Source organism: Aestuariibacter sp. GS-14 (assembly GCF_006494365.1).
GTDB lineage: Bacteria > Pseudomonadota > Gammaproteobacteria > Enterobacterales > Alteromonadaceae > Alteromonas > Alteromonas mangrovi.
In genome coordinates this window covers 40,522-60,544 of record NZ_VHIP01000019.1, presented here as the reverse complement: position 1 = coordinate 60,544, position 20,023 = coordinate 40,522, and the positions used below count along the sequence as shown (strand labels likewise).

Annotated in this window: 16 protein-coding genes; 5 read left to right on the top strand and 11 right to left on the bottom strand. The window is 49.8% G+C overall.

Annotated elements, in window-relative coordinates:
- Positions 1-101 precede the first annotated feature (101 nt).
- From FJ444_RS20075 to FJ444_RS20050, 6 genes are all read right to left on the bottom strand, one after another.
- Positions 102-1,952, bottom strand: a complete 1,851-nt coding sequence (locus FJ444_RS20075) for an amidohydrolase family protein (protein ID WP_140961519.1) — start codon at positions 1,950-1,952, stop codon at positions 102-104.
- Between the two features lie 14 nt (positions 1,953-1,966).
- Complete coding sequence (locus tag FJ444_RS20070; protein ID WP_140961503.1) at positions 1,967-2,755, bottom strand: ABC transporter permease; 789 nt, start codon at positions 2,753-2,755, stop codon at positions 1,967-1,969.
- Positions 2,752-3,681 (bottom strand): ABC transporter ATP-binding protein, encoded by a 930-nt coding sequence (locus tag FJ444_RS20065; protein ID WP_140961501.1) that lies wholly within the window; start codon positions 3,679-3,681, stop codon positions 2,752-2,754. Before FJ444_RS20065 ends, FJ444_RS20070 begins: the two co-directional genes overlap by 4 nt.
- A gap of 109 nt (positions 3,682-3,790) precedes the next feature.
- The gene (locus FJ444_RS20060) at positions 3,791-4,681 is read right to left on the bottom strand and encodes a LysR family transcriptional regulator (protein ID WP_140961499.1); all 891 of its coding nucleotides are present in this window, start codon (positions 4,679-4,681) and stop codon (positions 3,791-3,793) included.
- Positions 4,682-4,815: 134 nt separating this feature from the next.
- Complete coding sequence (locus tag FJ444_RS20055) at positions 4,816-7,092, bottom strand: xanthine dehydrogenase family protein molybdopterin-binding subunit (RefSeq protein WP_140961498.1); 2,277 nt, start codon at positions 7,090-7,092, stop codon at positions 4,816-4,818.
- Between the two features lie 10 nt (positions 7,093-7,102).
- The gene (locus tag FJ444_RS20050; protein ID WP_140961496.1) at positions 7,103-7,570 is read right to left on the bottom strand and encodes a (2Fe-2S)-binding protein; all 468 of its coding nucleotides are present in this window, start codon (positions 7,568-7,570) and stop codon (positions 7,103-7,105) included.
- 260 nt (positions 7,571-7,830) lie between these two features.
- Here FJ444_RS20050 and FJ444_RS20045 point away from each other — a divergent pair, with 260 nt between their 5' ends.
- Both FJ444_RS20045 and FJ444_RS20040 read left to right on the top strand, forming a co-directional pair.
- Positions 7,831-9,150 (top strand): bifunctional diguanylate cyclase/phosphodiesterase, encoded by a 1,320-nt coding sequence (locus FJ444_RS20045; protein WP_140961494.1) that lies wholly within the window; start codon positions 7,831-7,833, stop codon positions 9,148-9,150.
- Positions 9,147-9,602 carry a BLUF domain-containing protein gene (locus tag FJ444_RS20040; protein WP_140961492.1) on the top strand — a complete coding sequence of 152 codons (456 nt, stop codon included), beginning with the start codon at positions 9,147-9,149 and terminating at the stop codon, positions 9,600-9,602. The genes FJ444_RS20045 and FJ444_RS20040 overlap by 4 nt, the downstream gene beginning before the upstream one ends.
- Before the next feature lie 14 nt (positions 9,603-9,616).
- Here FJ444_RS20040 and FJ444_RS20035 read toward each other — a convergent pair whose 3' ends face one another.
- The 4 genes from FJ444_RS20035 to FJ444_RS20020 form a co-directional block, all read right to left on the bottom strand.
- On the bottom strand, positions 9,617-10,156 hold the full coding sequence (locus tag FJ444_RS20035; RefSeq protein ID WP_181405244.1) for an acyloxyacyl hydrolase: 540 nt from the start codon (positions 10,154-10,156) through the stop codon (positions 9,617-9,619).
- Between the two features lie 80 nt (positions 10,157-10,236).
- A complete protein-coding gene (locus FJ444_RS20030) occupies positions 10,237-11,628 on the bottom strand; it encodes an efflux transporter outer membrane subunit (protein ID WP_140961488.1) in 1,392 nt (463 codons plus the stop codon).
- Positions 11,621-14,791: a multidrug efflux RND transporter permease subunit gene (locus tag FJ444_RS20025; protein ID WP_181405247.1), complete on the bottom strand. Its 3,171-nt coding sequence runs from the start codon at positions 14,789-14,791 to the stop codon at positions 11,621-11,623. The genes FJ444_RS20030 and FJ444_RS20025 overlap by 8 nt, the downstream gene beginning before the upstream one ends.
- A 5-nt stretch (positions 14,792-14,796) precedes the next feature.
- The gene (locus FJ444_RS20020; RefSeq protein ID WP_140961484.1) at positions 14,797-16,032 is read right to left on the bottom strand and encodes an efflux RND transporter periplasmic adaptor subunit; all 1,236 of its coding nucleotides are present in this window, start codon (positions 16,030-16,032) and stop codon (positions 14,797-14,799) included.
- A gap of 379 nt (positions 16,033-16,411) precedes the next feature.
- On the opposite strand from FJ444_RS20020, the gene FJ444_RS20015 reads away from it, so the two are divergent.
- The 3 genes from FJ444_RS20015 (at position 16,412) to FJ444_RS20005 (ending at position 19,099) form a co-directional block, all read left to right on the top strand.
- A complete protein-coding gene (locus FJ444_RS20015; protein ID WP_181405243.1) occupies positions 16,412-17,323 on the top strand; it encodes an AraC family transcriptional regulator in 912 nt (303 codons plus the stop codon).
- Positions 17,324-17,510: 187 nt separating this feature from the next.
- Complete coding sequence (locus tag FJ444_RS20010) at positions 17,511-18,401, top strand: LysR family transcriptional regulator (RefSeq protein WP_140961481.1); 891 nt, start codon at positions 17,511-17,513, stop codon at positions 18,399-18,401.
- 116 nt (positions 18,402-18,517) lie between these two features.
- Positions 18,518-19,099: an outer membrane beta-barrel protein gene (locus FJ444_RS20005; protein WP_140961479.1), complete on the top strand. Its 582-nt coding sequence runs from the start codon at positions 18,518-18,520 to the stop codon at positions 19,097-19,099.
- A gap of 21 nt (positions 19,100-19,120) precedes the next feature.
- On the opposite strand, the gene nei is transcribed toward FJ444_RS20005, so the two are convergent.
- Positions 19,121-19,945: an endonuclease VIII gene (gene nei, locus FJ444_RS20000; protein ID WP_140961477.1), complete on the bottom strand. Its 825-nt coding sequence runs from the start codon at positions 19,943-19,945 to the stop codon at positions 19,121-19,123.
- Positions 19,946-20,023 lie beyond the last annotated feature (78 nt).

The following is a 20,023-nucleotide window of genomic DNA, read 5'->3' as shown; positions in this document are numbered from 1 at the left end:
ACCTGCGAACATGCGCCGCGATCGCTGAACACCTAGAACGAACAAAATTAATACAGCAAAGATCAACACGCCCTAGTACTCAAACTCACGGCTGAAAAAAGTTACTCGAATTCGATGTTGTCCAGTTCAAAGGTAAAGTCAGGCGTTGCGGCTCCTGCTACCCACCCTATACCTGCAACATTGTGCCAGTCCACCCCGCCAATATCCTCAAGGGCGACAGAAACCCGCTGGCATTCAGAGGTAACAGCAAAACTCACTTCACTGGGCCGTGCCGTTTGAGGGTTTAACACCATCAGTCTGAACTGACCATTTGTCCCTTTCACATCAAACACTATACGCTTGAAATTACTCAGATTGTAGCCACTACTCATGGTTTCCCCAAACATCAGGAATGCGCCTGCCCACGGGTAGGGGAATGCCGGGCCAATACGCCCTTCAACCTTTAAAGCGCCGCTTCCGTCACAGCCGTTTTCAACATAGTGAATCGATGCCACAGAATCGCCCTTCATCATTTGGTCGGTAGAGACCACAAAGCGAGTGCCAAGCTGCGGTGTAAGATCAGATTCGAAATCACTCACTACACCCGATACAGGCGTGATACCAGTTGCGGTTTCAGCTTCAAAGTAGGCAGGTACGCTTGCACCATTTTTAACAATCGCGCGAATGTGCTGTGTATTGCGAATGTCATGTCTGGGATCACGCGCCAACACCACAAAATCTGCCCGAGCCCCTGGCTTCAGGTTACCCCGCTCGCCAATGTTAAAACGGGAATAAGGCAAGTAGGTAGCCGCTTGCAGGGCTTCGGTAGGTGACAATCCACTGTCCACCAGCAGGGCCAGCTCGTCGTGCAAACTGATCCCGTGGGCAGTGCCCTGATTAGGCGCATCCGTACCGGCCAGCACCTCAATGCCCGCGTTGTGCATGCGGCGAGTGTTCTTTTTGGCAATGTCAAAGTAATCATCCGACACGCGATCAGAATCGATGTCGTTCGCAATGGCATGTTCAACATCAGCACCGATATGCCCGCTAAAGGCAGAATGCGTAATAAGTGCCTGCCCGCGCCCTTCACCGGCTATGGATGCCAGAATAGATAACGTAGGAATAATAAACATGTTGCGAGATTGCATCAGGGCAATCAATTCCTCACTGGCAGGTTCCCCACCGAAAGTATGCACAAGGCCATCAGCACCGGCCTTTGCCGCATGCTCTGCCGACGTTAAGTCCATTACGTGCACCACCGCAAGTGCGTGTTGTGCATGCGCTGCATTTACCACGGCTTCAAGGGTTGGATAATCTATTGAGGTAAAACGCCCTTTGTGATCAGACTCACTTGCCGATGCGTCGTACACAATTTTGATGTAATCAGAGCCTTCCGCTAAGCGGGCAGCCACAAAGGCGTCAGCTTCACCGGGCATGGCAATGGTGGGAATGGCTATACCGTACTCGGTACCATGCCCCCCTCTACTGGTAACCAGTACGCCCGACGAAAACAAGTCGGCTTCGCGCACGGTGGCAAGGCTGTCACGCTGTGCTCGTTTCGACAACATGAACTGGGGGTCGGTAAACATGTCCAGCGTTGTGGTTACACCGTATTCCAGAGACTGCGCAAGAGCATTGCCCCAACTGTGGGTATGGGCATCTATTAGTCCGGGAATAACAAACCCGCCCTGCCCGTCTACTGCGTTCAACTCAGCGTTACCCGATAACTCCCCAACGTCAGACACAAGGGCCATGATGCGGCCATTGTTAACCACGAGCGTGGTATTTTCATGCCATTGTTCACCATCGAACACGGTTACGTTGGTCAGCCGGTAGCTGACTGATTCAGGCCAATCAACGGTACTTTTCTCCGCTGAAGGGCGGGCAGCAGGCGTTATCTCAGGCGTAGGCAACAAGCTGATAAACAGTCCAATCAGCGCCAGGCACACCACTGCAATAATTGACATTCGCATTGTACACTCCTTGTTTAATGACGGTTATCGATACGCTGAAATTGCTTTACAGAGAGTGCCAAAAACACTGCCGTGTAAGCAACCAATGCACCCACATGCACATACCAGGGCGCACCTGAATGGTTGCCCTGAATAGCCAGAGCGAGCTGCGCCAGATGATAGGCAGGAAACACATTAGCCAGCATTTCCATCGATGTAGGGAACAGTTGAATAGGCACCCAAAGTCCCGAGAAAAACGCCATGGGCAAGTAAACGATATTCACAATAGCCGGAGCCGCTTTGGCCGATACGGTTAGCCCAATAAATAAGCCTATCGCGCAAAATGGTAGTGTACCCGCAAGCACTGTAACCAATGTAAGCACCCACTGACCTCTGGTCATAACCACATCACCAAACAGCGCGCCCAGTGCGAACAAGCTTAAAATAATGATGAGTGCAAACAGCTGAGCAGTAAAAATCCGCGCGGCGAAATAACTACTCACCGGCATCGGACTCACCAACTTCAGGCTCAAGATCCCCTTGTCTTTGTCGGACGCCACATCGGCACCAAACGAGAACAATGCGGGACCAATAGCGCCGAACACGGCGTAGGTGGCCATCATGTATTTCGCTGCGTTACCAGCATGCCCGCCCATGGCATTGAACAACAGACCAAAAAACACATAAAACATCACCGGGAATGCCAGACTTGGGATCACAAATGCCGGGCTTCGAAACGTTTTTAGCAGCTCGGTTTGTGTTTCCAGCAACAGTATTTGCCAGCGCTTCGACACAGACAATGGCATAGGTTGAATGAGGTTCATGCTGACTTCTCCTGAATAGTCTGAATGTTGGTATGTGGTGTTTGAGTAAGGTGCAAAAACGCATCTTCCAGAGAAATCCCTGTTACGGTTAAATCCTGAACATTGCCTCCACTCGCCAATAGTGCATATAAATGGGCTTCTGGAGTGGCCGATATCAACTCGATGTAATCCCCCCTGCGTTGCACCTGAACGTCTGGTAGCAGACTCTCAATATTGGCAATGGCGTGTGTGCTGCGAAAACGTATACACTTGCCGCCTAATCTGGCTTTAATGTCAGCCGGGATCCCTTCTGCCACCACCCGACCTTTCGACAGCACCACAATGCGGTCGGACAGTGCGTCGGCTTCTTCCAGATAATGCGTTGTGAGCAACACGGATGTGCCATTGGCCGCCAGCGTACGAATACAGGTCCAGAACTCTCGGCGAGCGGTGGCATCGAGCCCTACCGTTGGCTCGTCCAGAATAACCAGACGCGGATTACCGATGATCGCCATGGCAAACAGCAAGCGTTGTTTCTGACCACCAGACAGCGTTTGCACCTTGCGGTTGGTGAGGTCGGTTAATAAGGCGGTTTTCAGCACGTAATCGAGCGGCAGGCTGTTAGGATAGTAACTGGCAAATAACCGGAGTTGTTCGATCACAGTGACGTTATCGGGCAACGCGGCAGATTGGAGCATCACGCCCATTTGTTGTTTAGCAGCCCAATGCCCCGGCTTGTGGTTAAACACCAAAACCTCACCTACGTCCGGGCGAAGCTGGCCTAGCAGTGTGCTAATAGTGGTGGTTTTTCCTGCGCCATTCTCGCCTAACAGGGCAACAACCTCGTTAGCGTGAATGGTCAGATTAATCGCGTCGAGCGCAGTTTCTTTGCCAAAGTATTTTGACAACTGACGGACGCTGACCAAAGTATGTTGAGACGTTTGCATAATGAATCTCCCTAGTGTGGAGACCAGTATGCCCAGCGCAATGAATTGGCGTAATTAGCATGTGTCACAACTTTTATGTGACATTTGTCATAATCTGCGCGTTTGGGCACTACGCCCGGTATCGCATGGCTTCTACAAACAATGAAAAGGCCGGGGAGTATTGGCTGCGATTAGGGTAATACAAATAGTAGCCGGGGAACTCATCACACCAATCATCCAGCACGCGGATAAGCCGGCCATCGGCCACGGCGTCTTTCACCATGTCCTGGGGCAAATAAGCAATACCTACGCCTTTCAGCGCGGCATCACGTATAAAAAAGGACTTGTTTACGGTTAACGGGCCTTCAACCCTCACGTTTACCTCGCGCCCGTCTTTTTCGAAATCCCAAACCAATAATCGCCCATAGGTAGGCAGGCGTAAATTAATACAACGATGATCCGACAAATCCCTGGGGCTTTGAGGGATGCCGTGCTTCTCAAAATAAGCAGGCGACCCCACCACAGCCATGCGCAGTGGCGGGGAAATACTCACGGCAATCATGTCTTTTTCGAGGCTTTCACCTAACCGCACACCGGCATCAAACTTATCAGCAACGATGTCAGTAAGGGCATAATCCACCGACAGTTCAATGTGGATTTCCGGGTAGGTTTGCATAAAATCGAGGATTTTAGGCCATAGCACATTCCGCGCGGCATACTCAGCAGTTGAAATTCGAATCGTACCCGACGGGCTGTCTTTCAGGGCATTTAATGAGTCGAGTTCATTTTCAATATCCTGCAACCTGGGGGCCACGGAGCTATACAACTTTCGCCCGACTTCGGTGAGCGACACGCTGCGCGTGGTGCGGGTAAACAAGCGCAGTCCTAAGCGCTCTTCCATTCCTTTGATGGTATGACTCAGCGCCGACTGTGACACCGACAAACGGGCAGCGGCACGCGTGAAACTCTCTTCTTCAGCAACAGCAATAAAGGCAATTAAATCGTTTAATCGGGTTTTCATAGGCTACGTCTTATTGGCTGGCAATAACCATAACAGAAATAGTGTTACTTGCCTGACCGAAAATGAAGAGAGACAGCAAGGTCATGCGTTGGGTACATTGAACAAGCTGTCTCTGGGCACAAACTGTCGTTACACTAATCTTTTGTGATTTGAGGCGCGAAAGGCTGTTCATACAATCGCTTGCCGGTAGCCTGATACAGTGCATTGGCAAGGGCCGGGAAAATTGGTGGAAACGGTGGTTCACCAAGGCCCGTAGGATCAGTGTCGCTTTGAACAAAACTCACGCTAATGTTCCTGGGGATCTCGTTCATGCGAATCATCCGGTAACGGTCGAAGTTTTGCTTATCGGGTTTGCCATCGGTAAAGGTCATCTCGCCGTACATAGCATTGCCAATACCATCAATGACAGCCCCTTCCACCATATTAACCGCCCCTTCGGTGTTCACCACAATGCCGCAATCAAGCACACTAAACACATTATCAATCTGCGGATTGCGCGGATTGGCTGCGCTCAGTGTGACTACATGTGCGGCATAGGAGTTGTGGCAATAATACACTGCCACACCTTTGGGCGTAGTGGCGGGTATGCTGTCCCAGCCGGCTGTTTCCCGCAATTGATGCAGTACTCCGGCGTAACGGGCGGCGTCGTAATCATTGTTGCTACCCACCGGATTTTGCTGTGCCCGTTTTAGCAACGATAAGCGTAAATCAATGGGATCCTGCCCCATGACTTCTGCCACTTCGTCCAGGAATGCCTGCTCAGCCATGGCCATAAAATTAGAGCGCGGCGCGCGAAACGCCCCCACCGTAATATTTGAATCAAGGGCAGTGCCTTCCGCCAGATAGTGCTCGATGGCACCGGCAGGGAAGCGGTTTTCATGCACGCAATGCTCGGGTACACCTACGCCACTAACGTGATAGGCAATTAACTCTTTGTTGGCAGACAGCGCCGCACGCAGTTTTACTGAATACGTTGGGCGGTAAATGCCCATGGTCATGTCGTCTTCGCGGGTATACATTAACTTAACCGGCTTATTAACCTTTTTCGATATTACCGCGGCTTCAACCAAATAATGCGAATATGCCCGACGGCCAAACCCGCCGCCCATGCGTTTCATGTCTATCTCAATATTGTCGGGCGATACCTTTAACCGCTCGGCAAGGGTTTGACGAATAAAAATCGGCCCCTGCAACGGCCCTGACACTTTAATCACCTCGCCAGTGGCATCGGCAAAGAAGTTCATAGGCTCCATAGTGTTATGTGCCAGATAGGGCGCGTAGTAGGTACTTTCTACGATTTGCGCTGCTTGTTCAAAAGCGGCTTCGGGGTTACCGTCCCGGCGCAATACGTCTAATTTACCGGCTTTGCCACTCAATACAGCTGCCATGGCTTGCTTGTGACCGGCCGTACTTTCCAGTCCACCCGGCACGTTAATTACCACCGGCGAACCAAAGCGGTCAATGGTTTCTTGATAACTACCAACCGTTTTCCATTGCGCGCTGAGTGCCCTTTTGGCTTTCATGACCTGCCAGGTGGAATCACCCACAATAGCCACCATAGTGGGAAACGCGGTTACGTCGAAGTAGTTTTTGGTGTATTCCGGCGTCATTGAATCAAATACAAACACATCGCGAATACCGGGCATCTGCTTAATGGTGTCAGTGTCAGCGCTTGCCAGCGTTTGCCCGAATGCAGGCGCGTGCACAATCATGGCAATCAGCATGCCATCAACCTGCGTATCCATACCAAACAAGGGTTTGCCGGTAACAATATCCTGACCCACCAGATTCTTTTTAGCTGAGCCTATTAACGTGAAGCTGTCTTTTGATTTAACGGCGACGTTTTCAGGCACGGGCAAAGTGGCTGCCAACGACGCTAACTCGCCATAACTGGCCTGTTTGCCCGATGCCGTGTGTTTTACTGTGCCCTGATGCGTGGTTAGCGAAGCCATTGGCACATTCCAACTACCTGCTGCGGCTTGCATCAACATATACCTTGCTGCTGCGCCCGCCATGCGCAAGCTGCTCCATGCCTGCCGGATAGACTGACTGCCACCCGAAAACTGCCGTTGATAAAGCGCCGGATCATAAGGGGCTTGCTCAGCCGAAATCGACTGCCAGTCGGCGTCGAGTTCTTCCGCCAGTATCATGGGCATAGAGGTCATCAGGTTTTGTCCGAACTCCGGGTTTGGCACCATAGCCGTTATAACCCCGTTGCTGGCTATGCGAATAAACGCATTTAAACTAAACAACTTGTCAGGCAGGCTATCAGCGTCGGCGCGCGCTGCCAGAGACGATCCCAGCCAGGAGAAATTGATCAACAAGCCACCACCTGCCGCGGCAGAAGCCCGTAAAAACTGACGACGGCCGATGGAAGTGAGTACATTTTGTGTTGGGGAGTGTGTTGTCATGCCATTCTCCTTACACGTTTACAATGTCGATTGACGCTGTTTTGATGGCCGCTTTAATGCGGGTGTAAGTCGCACAACGGCAAATATTCCCGCTCATACCCGCTTCAATTGCTTTATCGTCGGGGTTTGGATTATTTGCCAATAATGCCGCAGCCGACATAATTTGACCTGACTGACAATAACCACATTGCGCAACGTCGTGTTCCAACCAGGCTTTTTGTACCGGGTGCTCGCCGTTTTCAGACAGCCCTTCAATGGTGGTTACCGCGTTATTGCCAACTGCAGAAACTGGTAACTGGCAAGCGCGCATAGCACTGCCATTAAGATGTACAGTACACGCACCGCACATAGCAACACCACAGCCATACTTAGTGCCCACTAATCCTAATTCGTCGCGAAGTACCCACAACAATGGGGTGTCAGCCTCAACCTCCACCTGATGGGAGGTGTTATTAACGTTTAACGTGTAACGTGGCATGCGTGCACTCCTGGCAGCGTAAATAAATTAGTCAGATTCAACTATAGCAATCATTAGTCGAAGCACTATTGAATTATTCCGCAAAGAATAATGAGAAAAACTCATCAATCACTATCACCGGTCTCATTCAATTTATTGATGTATTTATTTACCTATATAAAAGTGTCACCTATGCTTTTACTACTAAAGTTGCAGGCAGCCTCTCATTTTATGAGCGACATGTTAACGCTATTGAGGATCGCCAGTATAAGGGAACAACCATGCCACAGTTCGATACACTGACAGGCCTGTTTAGCCGCAGAGAAACTATTGCTTGTGTTGAAGCGCTTGCAAGGGATTGTGGCATTGAACATTTAGCCATTATCGATGTTGAGCTACTTCGCTTCGGCAGTATCAATAATGCCGTGGGTCCGGACACAGCGGATAAAATTATCAAAACGGCTGCTGCCAGATTGTTAAAGCAGTTTTCTCACGTACCGGTAATAGGTCGTTTGCATGGCGACCATTTTTGCCTGGTATTTACCCAATCTGAGAATCTGGAGGATGAAATCAGCAAATTACTTGAATTTGCGCAACGTCCAATGGCTATTGAAGGGCAGATAATTGTGCTGGGATTACGGCTGGGAATTGCAAAAGGCAATGCGTCTCTTTGTGACGGGAAAACCTTAGTTAATCACGCGGAAATTGCTTTAAACAATGCAAAGCGAAGGAACCTGAATATCGTAGAGTTTTCCCCGACAATGGTTTTAGAAGCGCAACAGGCCCACGAAATAGAAAATGATTTACGCGTATCATTATTCATTAATTCCAATGAGTTACATCAGGCTCTGACGAATAATGAATTTGAACTGTATTACCAGCCCATCATCAATATTGCGAGGAAACGGGTAGAATATTTCGAAGCATTGATACGCTGGCACCATCCAGTTAAAGGCCTGATCCCTCCGCTACAGTTTATTCCTATCGCAGAACGCATCAACATAATGAACATACTCGGGCAATTCATCATAGACAGAGCGTGTTTGGACGCAGCCAATATTCCCGAAATGAAGGGCTACACACCTGGTATCAGTATTAATATCAGCCCGTCTCAATTCCAGGATGCCGAGATATTATTGGCAACGCTTGAGCGAGCAATCCAAACTACCGGGATTTCGAGCAAGCAAATCCAGCTGGAAATTACTGAATCAACCGAGTTTTGTCATGTTCTGGAAGACTCACTCGCCTCACTCAAAGACCTTGGCGTGAAGCTTTCTATCGACGATTTCGGCACCGGCTTTTCCGCAATTTCCAGGTTAATCGAACTGCCGTTTGATTGCATAAAAATAGATAAAAGCTTTATTCGTGATTTAGTGTGTAGCGATACGAAAACCAGGAATAAAGCCGAGAAAATGATTTCAGGTCTCATCAGAATTGCCGAATCTATTGGTCTGAACATCATTGTTGAAGGCGTGGAAACCAAAGAGCAACTGGCATTAGTAGGCGCATTTGGTGCGACGTTAATTCAGGGTTTTTATTTCGCAAAGCCGATGCCATTTGATCAGGCAATTTCATTCCGAATTGAAGAGGAAACGGTATGAGTTCGCTCTCTCAGATCGCTTATATCAGCCGCAGTGCCATTGTCGGTAACCAACATACTGTTGAAAACGAAATTACCCGTATTTTACAGGTTGCACAAAGCAACAACAGAGCAAAAAACATCACGGGAGCACTCTTGTACTCAGGCGGCTATTTCTGTCAGGTTATAGAAGGTACGCAAGAAGATATTGAAACGCTTTTTGAGTCTATCCAAATGGATGCCCGGCACATGGCGGTAACCGTATTGAATTACGAACAAATCGCAACCAGGCAATTTGGCGATTGGCAAATGGCCCTCGCGGGCATTGAAGAATCACTCCGCTTTCATGTTGAAGGCCTGGTTGACGATGCAACTCAGATTAAAGTTCAGGAAAGTGCCAGGGATGTTGTAAATACGCTGTATAAACTGGTGATGCAAAAGCAGCATATATTCACTCAACGAACCACCCCATAACCGGAATATTGCGTTTACAGCGGATAAATCAGCGACACATTGATAAAGTCCAGTCCGGGATTAGAGGCGGTTATACCACCATTTGAATAATGCATATAGCGCAGTGAAACCGCGAGCCCTGAATTGAGCTGCATAAGCAAGCCCAGCCGGTCTTCAAACTGAAACTTGGATCCCAAATCCTTTTGCCCAAAATGGCGGTTTTCCAACAAGCTGGCGCCGATACCAAATTCCAGTTCAGTGGGTATTGAAAAAAGCCTGCCTAATGATTTGCGGAGCACGGGCGTAACTGCATAAACGGCGTTGTTATCAAATCCAGAATCCGCCCCTGCTGCCTGTAGTTGAGTAAGGCTTAATTCGGTAGTAACCGCCACCCTGCCCAATAATGGCAGGCGGTAATTGGCTGATGCCCAGGGCGACAGCCCTAATCTGGCCCCGGCAATTTCCCCTTCGCCTTTAAGCACGTCTACCGAGATTTGATTAAGCGCCTTTGCGGTTGACGAAAACAGGGTGAAAGTAAAGATAACCCAAAGATAGTTGTTAAGCGTATATCGCAAGCCGTTAATACCTCTCTTCAAATAAGTAAACTGAAAAACGCAGCGATGAATTGCATTATCCAGCGCTGCATATATTTGAATTAACCGGCTTGTTGCCAGCTTAGCGCTCCACTGAAACTGCGGTTCACCTCCACCAGGCGTAGGAAGTGCGATTGCTCGACTTGTGCGAGTTGGTCACGACTGGCAATGAGTTCGCGCTCCGTATCGAGCAATTGCAGAAACTCAAGGCTCCCTTCTTCGTAGCGGATCCTGGCGATAGTGGCAGATTGCTGACTCGCCTTAAATTGCTGCTTGGCACTTGCTAACTGTTCGCGGCTGTACTGATAGCTTTGTAACGACAAGTCCATGTCGTTTACCGCTTCAATCACGGATTGTTCAAAGCGAGCCAGCTGCGCATCAGCGTCAGCATTTGCTGCACGCACCTGTGCTTTTACTGCCGACCAGTTTAGCCCCGACCATTGCAACGTAGGCGCAATACTCCAGCTTTGCGAGGCACTGTTCAATGCCAGACCTGGCGATGACAAAAAGCCCAGAAACCCACTAACAGAGAGTGATGGATAAAGCGACGCGGTGGCCACACCAATATCCGCTACGGAAGCGGCAAGGGCGCGCTCTGCACTGGCCACATCAGGACGGTATTGCAGGTAATTTACGCCTTGCGCTACCGGCAGTGGCGCTCGCAAAGTTGGTAAACTGGCGGCGCCGCCAAGTTCAAGTTCATTAGCCTGACGAGCAACTAACGCCGCCAATGTGCGTTTGGCTGTTGCCTGCGCGATTCGCATCGACGGAATATCCGTTTCAACCCGGTGAATTTGTGTATCGATTTGTGCCAGTTCAAATGTGGTTGCGGTTCCTGCATCAACTTGTGCCTGAATCACGTCCCGGCTTTGCTGCAGAAAGGCCAGGTTCATTTGCGCACACACTAACCGAATCTGCGCCCCACGATATTGCCCATAACTGTTTACCACCTGACTGATCACCTGCAGTTGGGCATCGCGCCACAGCAAGTTGGCTTGTTCAGCTCTGGCTAAGGCCGCCTGCTCCGCTCGCACCAGCCTGCCAGCCAAATCAGCATCCCAATTCAATGACAAACCGGTATTGAAGCCGCGCAGCTGCACACCATCGTCGGCGTCGAGCAACGACGTATTTTCAACCGACTGATAGCCTGCGGACACACTGCCCTGAGGCCAACGCTGGGCACCGGATTCACTGAACACCGCTTGTGCACGGCGCACGTTGGCTAGCGCCTCGTGCAATGACCGGTTTTCAGTAAGTGCCAGGTCAATTAAAGACGACAAGGTCTCGTCCTCAAAAACCTGCCACCAGCTTTTCACCGAATTAGCGGTTTCATATGGCACTGTCAGTTCAACAGTGGACACGTTATCGGGAGCCTGGTAGTCAGGCCCAACCGCACAAGCTGAGACCATGCCTGTCAGTAACATTGCACTGGCGATACGAGTAAGCTTAAGCATGCGCCTCTCCTTCTGGTGATTGTGCTTTCGAAGCTGTTTCTGGCTGGCGCTTTGCCAGCAGGAAATAAAACAGCGGTGTTAATAGCAAGCCGAAGATAGTCACACCAATCATGCCGGAGAATACCGCTACCCCCATTGCCTGACGCATTTCCGCACCTGCGCCGGTAGAAAACACCAGTGGCGCTACCCCCATAATGAAGGCGATGGACGTCATCAGAATTGGGCGTAACCGCAGCCTGCCTGCTTCCAGAATGGCGTCCATGATCGACAGCCCCTGGTCTTGCAACTCTTTGGCAAATTCCACAATTAAGATGGCGTTCTTGGTGGCCAGCCCCACCAGCACAATAAAGCCAATCTGGGTAAGAATATTGTTGTCGCCGCCATATAGCAGTACACCGCTTAATGCCGACAGCAAGGTCATCGGAATGATCAATACAATGGCCAGTGGTAAACGCACGCTCTCGTATTGCGCAGCCAATACCATAAACACCAACACAATCACCAGCGGGAAGACCAGCATATTTGCGTTGCCCGTCAGGATTTGCTGATAGGTAAGCTCAGTCCATTCGTAGGTCATGCCGTTAGGTAGGGTTTCAGCCAGGATCTCTTCAATCGCTGCCTGAGCTTCACCCGAGCTATGACCCGGCGCAGGGCCACCGTTAATTTCAGCAGTGGGAAAGCCGTTGTAGTGCATCACTCTGTCGGGTCCAGCAACGTCACGAATCTGAATGAAAGAGTCCAAAGCAACCATTTGCCCCGCCTGATTACGCACTTTTAGCTGACCCACTTGTTCGGCAGTTACGCGATACGGCGCATCGGCCTGCATATTTACCTGAAAGGTGCGGCCAAACAGATTGAAGTCGTTCACATACGTCGCACTCATGTAGCCTTGCAGGGTTTGGAACAACAGATTGAGATCGATGCCTTGCTGTTTGGCTTTCTCGCGATTAATGTCAATATCCAGTTGCGGTACATTCACCTGATAGCTTGAAAACACGCCGGCCAGCACCGGATCCTGCCAGGCTTTCTGCATCACCTGCATAGTGGCATCATTCAAGGCTTCAAAGCCGTAACCAGCACGGTCCTGAATTTGCAGACGGAATCCACCAATGGTGCCCAGCCCCAGCACCGGCGGGGGTGGGAAGATAGCCACAAACGCCTCCTGAATAGAGGCATACTTCGCATTCAGTGCACCAGCAATGGCATTTGCCGACAAAGACGGATCCGTGCGTTCTGCAAAGTCATCCAGTGTCACAAACACAATGCCGCTGTTGGTGGCGTTGGTGAACCCATTTACACTCAGGCCCGGAAACGCAATGGTATTGGCAACACCAGGGTGTTCAAGGGCAATCTCCGACATCCGCGAAATGACGCTGTCAGTTCTATCCAAAGACGCAGCATTCGGCAGTTGAGCAAACGCAATCAGGTACTGCTTGTCCTGCGCGGGAATATACCCGGTAGGTGTAGTGGCAAACTGCAAACCCGTTACGCCCACTAACACCACATACAACGGCACCACTACCACACCAAAACGGATAATCTTCTTCACCACGCTTCCATATCCTTTGGACAAGCGCGCAAAGAAGCGGTTAAAAGGCGCAAACAGCCAGCCACCAAACAGCTTGTCCATCAATCGGGTAAGCCTGTCTTTGGGCGCGTCATGGCCCTTCAGCAACAACGCCGATAATGCTGGGCTTAGCGTTAACGAGTTAATCGCCGAAATAAACGTAGAAATGGTAATAGTTAGTGCAAACTGCTTGTAAAACTGCCCGGTTAAGCCGGTCATAAAGGCGGTAGGAATAAATACCGACGCCAGCACCAGTGTGGTTGCCACAATCGGGCCGGTCACTTCTTTCATGGCTTTGGTAGTTGCTTCTACGGGCGACAAGCCTTCGCTGATATTACGCTCAACGTTTTCCACCACCACAATGGCATCGTCCACCACAATCCCAATGGCCAGTACCAGGCCAAACAGCGACAAGGCGTTTAACGAAAAACCCATGACCTGCATAAAGGCAAAGGTACCAATCAATGAAACCGGTACCGCCACCAGCGGAATGATAGAGGCCCGCCAGGTTTGCAGGAATAACACCACCACAACAACAACCAGTAATACGGCTTCAAGTAGGGTTTTTACTACGGCTTCAATTGAGCCACGCACGAACACCGTCGGGTCGTAGGCCAGCTCATAAGCCACACCTTCCGGGAAGTTCTCAGCCAGCATCGCCATAGTGGCACGTACATCTTCTGAAATCTGAATGGCGTTTGAACCCGCAGATTGGAATACCCCCATACCGACAGCAGGGTTGTTATCGATGGTGGAGCGCAGGGCATAAGAGTCAGCGCCTAATTCGATGCGCGCAACGTCTTTCAGGCGACTGATCGCACCGTTGTCACCCACTTTAATGATGATATTTTCAAACTCTTCCACATTGCTCAAACGGCCTTTTACATTCATCAGAATATTAAAGTCAGCTCGCTTTACCGGTTGCGCACCCAAACTGCCCGCCACAACCTGCTGGTTCTGTTCCTGAATTGCACTGGCAATGTCTGATGGAGTGAGATTCAGTGCGGCCACTTTATTGGGGTCCAGCCACACACGCATGCTGAATTCACCTGCACCGAACTGACGAACCTGGCCAACGCCGTTTATTTTGGCTAGCTCGTCTTTCACGTTTAACGTGGCATAGTTGGCCAGATACAACATATCGTAGCGATCGTTGGGTGAATAAAGATGCACCACCAAGGTAAGGTTAGGTGAGGATTTTTCTGTTACCACGCCTAGTCTTTGTACTTCCTGAGGCAAGCGCGGCACGGCGCGATCAACCCGGCTTTGAACCTGCGACTGCGCCAAATCGACATCGGTGCCAATAGCAAAAGTAATAGTAAGTGTCATCAGGCCATCGGCATTGGCTTGTGAAGACATATACAACATGTTTTCAACGCCGTTGATTTCCTGCTCCAGCGGTGACGCCACGGTTTCAGCAATGATCTGCGGATTAGCCCCCGGATAGCTGGCGGTGACGACTACGGTAGGCGGCACGACTTCCGGGTATTCCGTGATCGGCAACTGCCACACTGCAATGCTGCCGGTAATAATAAACAGCAGCGATAAGACCGATGCGAACACCGGTCGATGAATAAAGAATCGGGAAAACATAATGACTCCTATTGCGTTGCCGTTACGTCAAACGAGGCAGACAAGGCAATTTGTGTGGGATCCAGCATGGCTTGCGAGGCTGCAATAGCCGTTAAGGTGGCGTCGTCGGCCATAGGGGTGAGGTCTGGATTGATTGTCATACCGGGCATGACACGCTGCAGCCCATTTACCACAATGGTGTCGCCAGGTTGAAGGCCCGAGGTGACCAGGCGCAAATCACCCACAGATTCCCCCAGCGTAATCGGGCGATATTCAATGGCGTTGTTTTGCGCGACTACCAATACAAACTTGTTGTTTAAATCGGTACCCACGGCTTTTTCATCAATTAAAATGCCGTCGTGTGGCTGACTGCCTGCCAGGCGAATATGCGCATACAGACCAGGCATTAATACGCCATCGTCATTACTAAAACGCGCTCTTACCGTAATGCCGCCGGTTTGCTGGTCGACCTGGTTGTCTACAAAATCAATGTAGCCGCGGTACTGGAATGCGTTATCACCAGACAACGCCAGCGCAACGGGTTGATTGGCGTTGTTGTTATCAAACCCACTCTGAATGACTTCGCTGCGCACATAACGCAGGTAAGTTTGCTCATCAACACTGAAATAGGCGTACATTTCGTCAACTGACACAATACTGGTAAGTGCACTCTGACCGGCAGTAACATAATTACCCTGTGTAATGTGGGCACGAGATACCCGTCCGGATACGGGTGCGGTTACCTTGGTGTAAGACAGATCCAGTTCGGCGCGTTTCAGTGCTGCACTGATGGCAGACACATTGGCTTGTGCCTGTTGTAATGCCGCGAAGCGACCATCAAGGGCCTCCTGAGAGATTGCCTGTTGTTTGCTAAGACGCTGACCGCGCTCATAGTCATTTTTAGCAAGCGTTAACTGGCTGGCTGCACTGTCCAGTTCTGCTTGCAACCTGGCTACATCAACTTCAAACGGCGTTGGGTCGATATCAAGCAGCACATCACCTTCTTTAACTAACGCGCCTTCTTTAAAGTGGATATGGTTAACGTAACCGGATACACGTGGCATTAATGTCACAGACTCAGGGGCACTGAGCCGGCCACTAAATTCATCCCAGTCACTAACCTGCATATTAACAACTTCAGCCACGCTTACCGTTGGCGCCGTCATTTGCTGGGCGGGTTGTTGAGCATCGCTACCACAACCAGCGAGTACAACGGTGGCAATAGCGCTTAGTAAAAATAGCCTGGCGGTGTGTCGTGTTGACATGTCTCACTCCTGTTTGGGACGATTTAAAAGTAAATATGAGCAATGGGGAGTGCTCATTCAGAAGTGAGAAGTGTAAATTTAGAAAGGGAGAACGATAATATCTGAAACTTGGCAATCATTGCACATTCCTCTAACCATTGGAGAATCAGGCAATGCAGAAACAGTATCAGGCAAGACTTGCCAATTTGTAAGAAAATATAACAACAAAATACACGCAAACCAATATACACAATAGCTTAAGGCAATACCTGCGTAGAAGCAGTTGTCAAAACCTACACAATCATTGCCTAATCCTACAATGCCTGATTCTACAAATTGGCCGAGTAAATATTACACTCTATACTTACTTTCAGAAACGAATTGCTGTTCAGGAGTCACCATGAACCCTCAGGTACATACTTATCAAAAAGAGTTAATCGAACTGACCGCGCGCGTGAGTCAGGAAAATGGGCTCATGGAAACCCGGGTACCGGGTGTGCGTACGCTGCGAAGTAATTCAAAAACCTGCACCAGCCCGGCGATTTATGAACCCATGCTGTGCTTGTTACTGCAAGGCAGTAAAAAGCTGTATGTGGGTGAAAATGTATTTCAATACAACGCACTGGACTACCTGATGGTGCCCATCATGATGCCGGTAATTGGTGAAATCGTGCAGGCATGCGACAACGAGCCCTACGTAGGTATTAGCATTGCGCTGGATTTGCGTGAGTTATCGGAGTTATTGATCGACATGGCCGATGTAGGCACGCCTACCTGCGGCAAAGAATGCAGCATTAAGATTATTAATGCCGACTTAGAGATGTTGTCTACCTTTAAGCGTATTCTGTCGCTGCATGAATCACCTTCGGATATTCCGATTATGCTGCCCATGTTAAAGCGCGAGTTAATGTATCGCGTGCTCAAAGGGCCAGCCGGTAACCAGTTGCGTCAGTTTATGCTCTATGATACCAATGCCAACCGCATCAGTAAGGCCATTGAAATTATTCGCGACAATTTTGATTCGCCATTAAAAGTGAAATCCCTGGCTAACGCTGTGCACATGAGCGAGTCGTCGTTGTACAGCACGTTCAAAGCGGTAACCAGTATGTCACCGCTGCAATACCAGAAACACCTGCGCCTTAACGAAGCGCGCCGTTTGATGTTGCACGAAGGCATCGAAGCCGCCGCAGCAGGTTATAAAGTAGGTTATGAAAGTCCGTCACAGTTCAGCCGCGAATACAGCCGCTTGTTCGGTGCACCACCAATCACAGATATCAACCGGGTTAAAACGGCGCAAGCTGCCGCTTCCTGAATTATGTCAAATATAGACGAAGGGGCCCGGTAGGCTCCTTGTCCTAAATACCGCAACACACCGTTTGGGCGAGAACTATATTTACGGCCTGTTATGTGCTCAGCCGAATATCGATGCAAAAGGTAGGTTACATCCATGAGCAGCATTGATACATTATGCGTTATTTCATGCATAAAATTCATATTCAATGTTAGAACGAATCCACCTTGCCATCCTTCATGCCATCGAAAAACAGGGCACCCTCACACAGGCTGCCGATTCCCTGCACCTGAGCCAATCCGCACTGAGTCATAGCATTAAAAAGCTGGAACAGCAGATGGACACGCCACTTTGGGAAAAAGACGGTCGCCGGTTGCGCCTTACCCGGGCAGGGTTTGAAGTGCTCAGGTTGGCAAAACGCGTATTGCCTCAATTTGAGCATACGGAATTGCTGGTGTCGCAAATTGCAAGGGGCGAACGGGGTATGTTGCGCATTGGCATGGAATGTCACCCTTGTTACCAGTGGCTGTTAAAGGTGGTGTCGCCCTTTCTCGAAACATGGCCGGATGTGGATATTGATGTAAAACAGGCTTTTCAGTTTGGGGGCATGGCAGCGCTATTCGAGTACGAAATAGATATGCTGGTAACGCCTGATCCGCTGTTTAAACCGGGCGTAACCTTCACTGCTGTTTTTGGTTATGAACACCGTCTGGTGGTTGCCCGTTCCCATCCCCTTGCTCAGCAAGCGTTCGTGAAGCCGGAACAACTGCAACATGAAGTGCTTATCACCTACCCGGTTGAACCCCAGCGTTTGGATATTTTCAGTCAATTTTTAACGCCTGCGGGCTGCACGGTAAAACAACACAAAACCATTGAAACTACAGAAATCATGCTGCAAATGGTGGCTGCCGGCCGCTGTGTGTGTGCGCTACCCGGATGGCTGGTTGAAGAGTATGCCAACCGACTTCCCATCACCAGTCTGGCCATTGGCGAAAGTGGCATTCATAAGCACATCTATTTAGGGGTCCGCGAGGTCGACCATACCATTCCTTATGTTCAGGATTTTATTCGCCACGCCAACGCCACCGACAACAGCTAAATGCTCAAACAATAAGCAGTTAAATCAATGTGTTGAACTTATCTCGTTTTTTTACCTCTATTTGACCCGACCGGGTGTACGCTCAGGTCGGATTGTGAATTTACAAGGAATAAAAAATGAAAAAGTACATTGGATTGATTATCGGCAGCCTGCTCTCGGCGTCCGTTATGGCAGAAACCCCCTCCTATAATTTTGTGCAGGCTGGCTACGTGAATGCAGATTATGCGGATCTGCAGCCCTTCGATCTGGTCGGTTTTGAATTTCAAGGCAGCGTTGAACTTACTGACTCAATATTTACAACGGGCCGTTTTCGCATGGTGGACGACACCATTTCATCTTACACACTGGAAGAAACCAACTGGCAGGTAGGCGTTGGTTACCAAATGCCGTATGGCGAGAATACCGTATTTGATGTGCGTTTGAACTATGGAGATATCGCATTTGATTTCTCTATTCCCCAAGGCGATTTTGAAGACTCTGCCAGTCATTACAGCGTGTCTTCGCACGCACGCCACAAGCTCACCGATGACATAGAGGTTTACGCTGGGCTGGAATGGCAAAAATGGAAAAAGGGCTCTGACCAAAAAGCGTATCGTTTGGGCAGCCTGTACAATTTTAACGAGCTGGCGGTAGGTTTGGAGTATGTAAAATACTCTGACTCCAGTGCATATACGTTATTTGCCCGCTACAATTTTTAGTTGCTCTCGAAGGCCGGTCGTTCACCCGCCCGGCTGGCAATGCTTACAAACATAAATGCGCCGATTGCCACGCTCCATTCTAACAATAGGCGTCTCACACACCCGGCACGGCTGGGTATCACGATTAAATACCATCAAGCGGCTGGCCTCATAGGGCAGCTTGTGATTTTTGGCATACCGATAGAATGCATCTGGGACGGTGTATCCCGCCGTTTTATAGGCGCGTTGAGTAACCTCAATTGATACGCAAGCCAGTGCCTTAAGCAGTTCTGCCGTCAAATCCTTAGGCCGCAAATCCGGATGCACGCCGGCGAAAAACAGGATTTCACTGCGAAGGTAATTGCCGATACCCGCCAGAAATGCCTGATCAAGATACAAACTGGCCAGCTTTCGTCCTTGAAAGCGCGTCATCATCAACCGTTCGGTAATCTCTTCCACAGAGGGTGAATCATTCAGCACGTCGGGTCCGAGTTTAACTAAAAAGGGATGCGATTGGATTTCGGCGGTCGGCCACACACTGATGTCTGAAGCGCTGTACAACAGTGCTGCGCCTTTGGCAGTGTGCAGGCCAAATCGAAGCTGGCGATTAGTGTTCGGGTATTCGCCGTTCTTTCTGACGTACCACAGGCCATACAGTTGATTATGAGAATACACCGTCAAACCAATATCAAAATGAATCAGCATGGCTTTGCCCCGACTCTCTACATTTATAACTGTGCTGCCGGTAAATTCCTGGCGATGTGATTGAATGGCAGAGTGCCCTGCATCAACGTGGGTTACTGTTGCGTCGATTAACACCTGCGCAAGCTTATCGCGGCTTCTGCGTATTTCCGGACCTTCTGGCATGTTATTTCCTTTTTAACGGTTGTTACTGATAAAGCGAGCATTTGGATGATACCACCAGCGACATTGTTACCCAGCTTC

What these genes read in the sequence shown, in the direction of transcription:
- FJ444_RS20015 (WP_181405243.1), top strand. Translation starts at nt 16,412, where the DNA reads ATGAACCCTCAGGTACATACTTATCAAAAAGAGTTAATCGAACTGACC.
- FJ444_RS20010 (WP_140961481.1), top strand. Translation starts at nt 17,511, where the DNA reads ATGTTAGAACGAATCCACCTTGCCATCCTTCATGCCATCGAAAAACAG.
- FJ444_RS20065 (WP_140961501.1), bottom strand. Translation starts at nt 3,681, where the DNA reads ATGCAAACGTCTCAACATACTTTGGTCAGCGTCCGTCAGTTGTCAAAA.
- FJ444_RS20060 (WP_140961499.1), bottom strand. Translation starts at nt 4,681, where the DNA reads ATGAAAACCCGATTAAACGATTTAATTGCCTTTATTGCTGTTGCTGAA.
- FJ444_RS20050 (WP_140961496.1), bottom strand. Translation starts at nt 7,570, where the DNA reads ATGCCACGTTACACGTTAAACGTTAATAACACCTCCCATCAGGTGGAG.
- FJ444_RS20075 (WP_140961519.1), bottom strand. Translation starts at nt 1,952, where the DNA reads ATGCGAATGTCAATTATTGCAGTGGTGTGCCTGGCGCTGATTGGACTG.
- FJ444_RS20040 (WP_140961492.1), top strand. Translation starts at nt 9,147, where the DNA reads ATGAGTTCGCTCTCTCAGATCGCTTATATCAGCCGCAGTGCCATTGTC.
- FJ444_RS20045 (WP_140961494.1), top strand. Translation starts at nt 7,831, where the DNA reads ATGCCACAGTTCGATACACTGACAGGCCTGTTTAGCCGCAGAGAAACT.
- FJ444_RS20030 (WP_140961488.1), bottom strand. Translation starts at nt 11,628, where the DNA reads ATGCTTAAGCTTACTCGTATCGCCAGTGCAATGTTACTGACAGGCATG.
- FJ444_RS20070 (WP_140961503.1), bottom strand. Translation starts at nt 2,755, where the DNA reads ATGAACCTCATTCAACCTATGCCATTGTCTGTGTCGAAGCGCTGGCAA.
- nei (WP_140961477.1), bottom strand. Translation starts at nt 19,945, where the DNA reads ATGCCAGAAGGTCCGGAAATACGCAGAAGCCGCGATAAGCTTGCGCAG.
- FJ444_RS20020 (WP_140961484.1), bottom strand. Translation starts at nt 16,032, where the DNA reads ATGTCAACACGACACACCGCCAGGCTATTTTTACTAAGCGCTATTGCC.
- FJ444_RS20005 (WP_140961479.1), top strand. Translation starts at nt 18,518, where the DNA reads ATGAAAAAGTACATTGGATTGATTATCGGCAGCCTGCTCTCGGCGTCC.
- FJ444_RS20055 (WP_140961498.1), bottom strand. Translation starts at nt 7,092, where the DNA reads ATGACAACACACTCCCCAACACAAAATGTACTCACTTCCATCGGCCGT.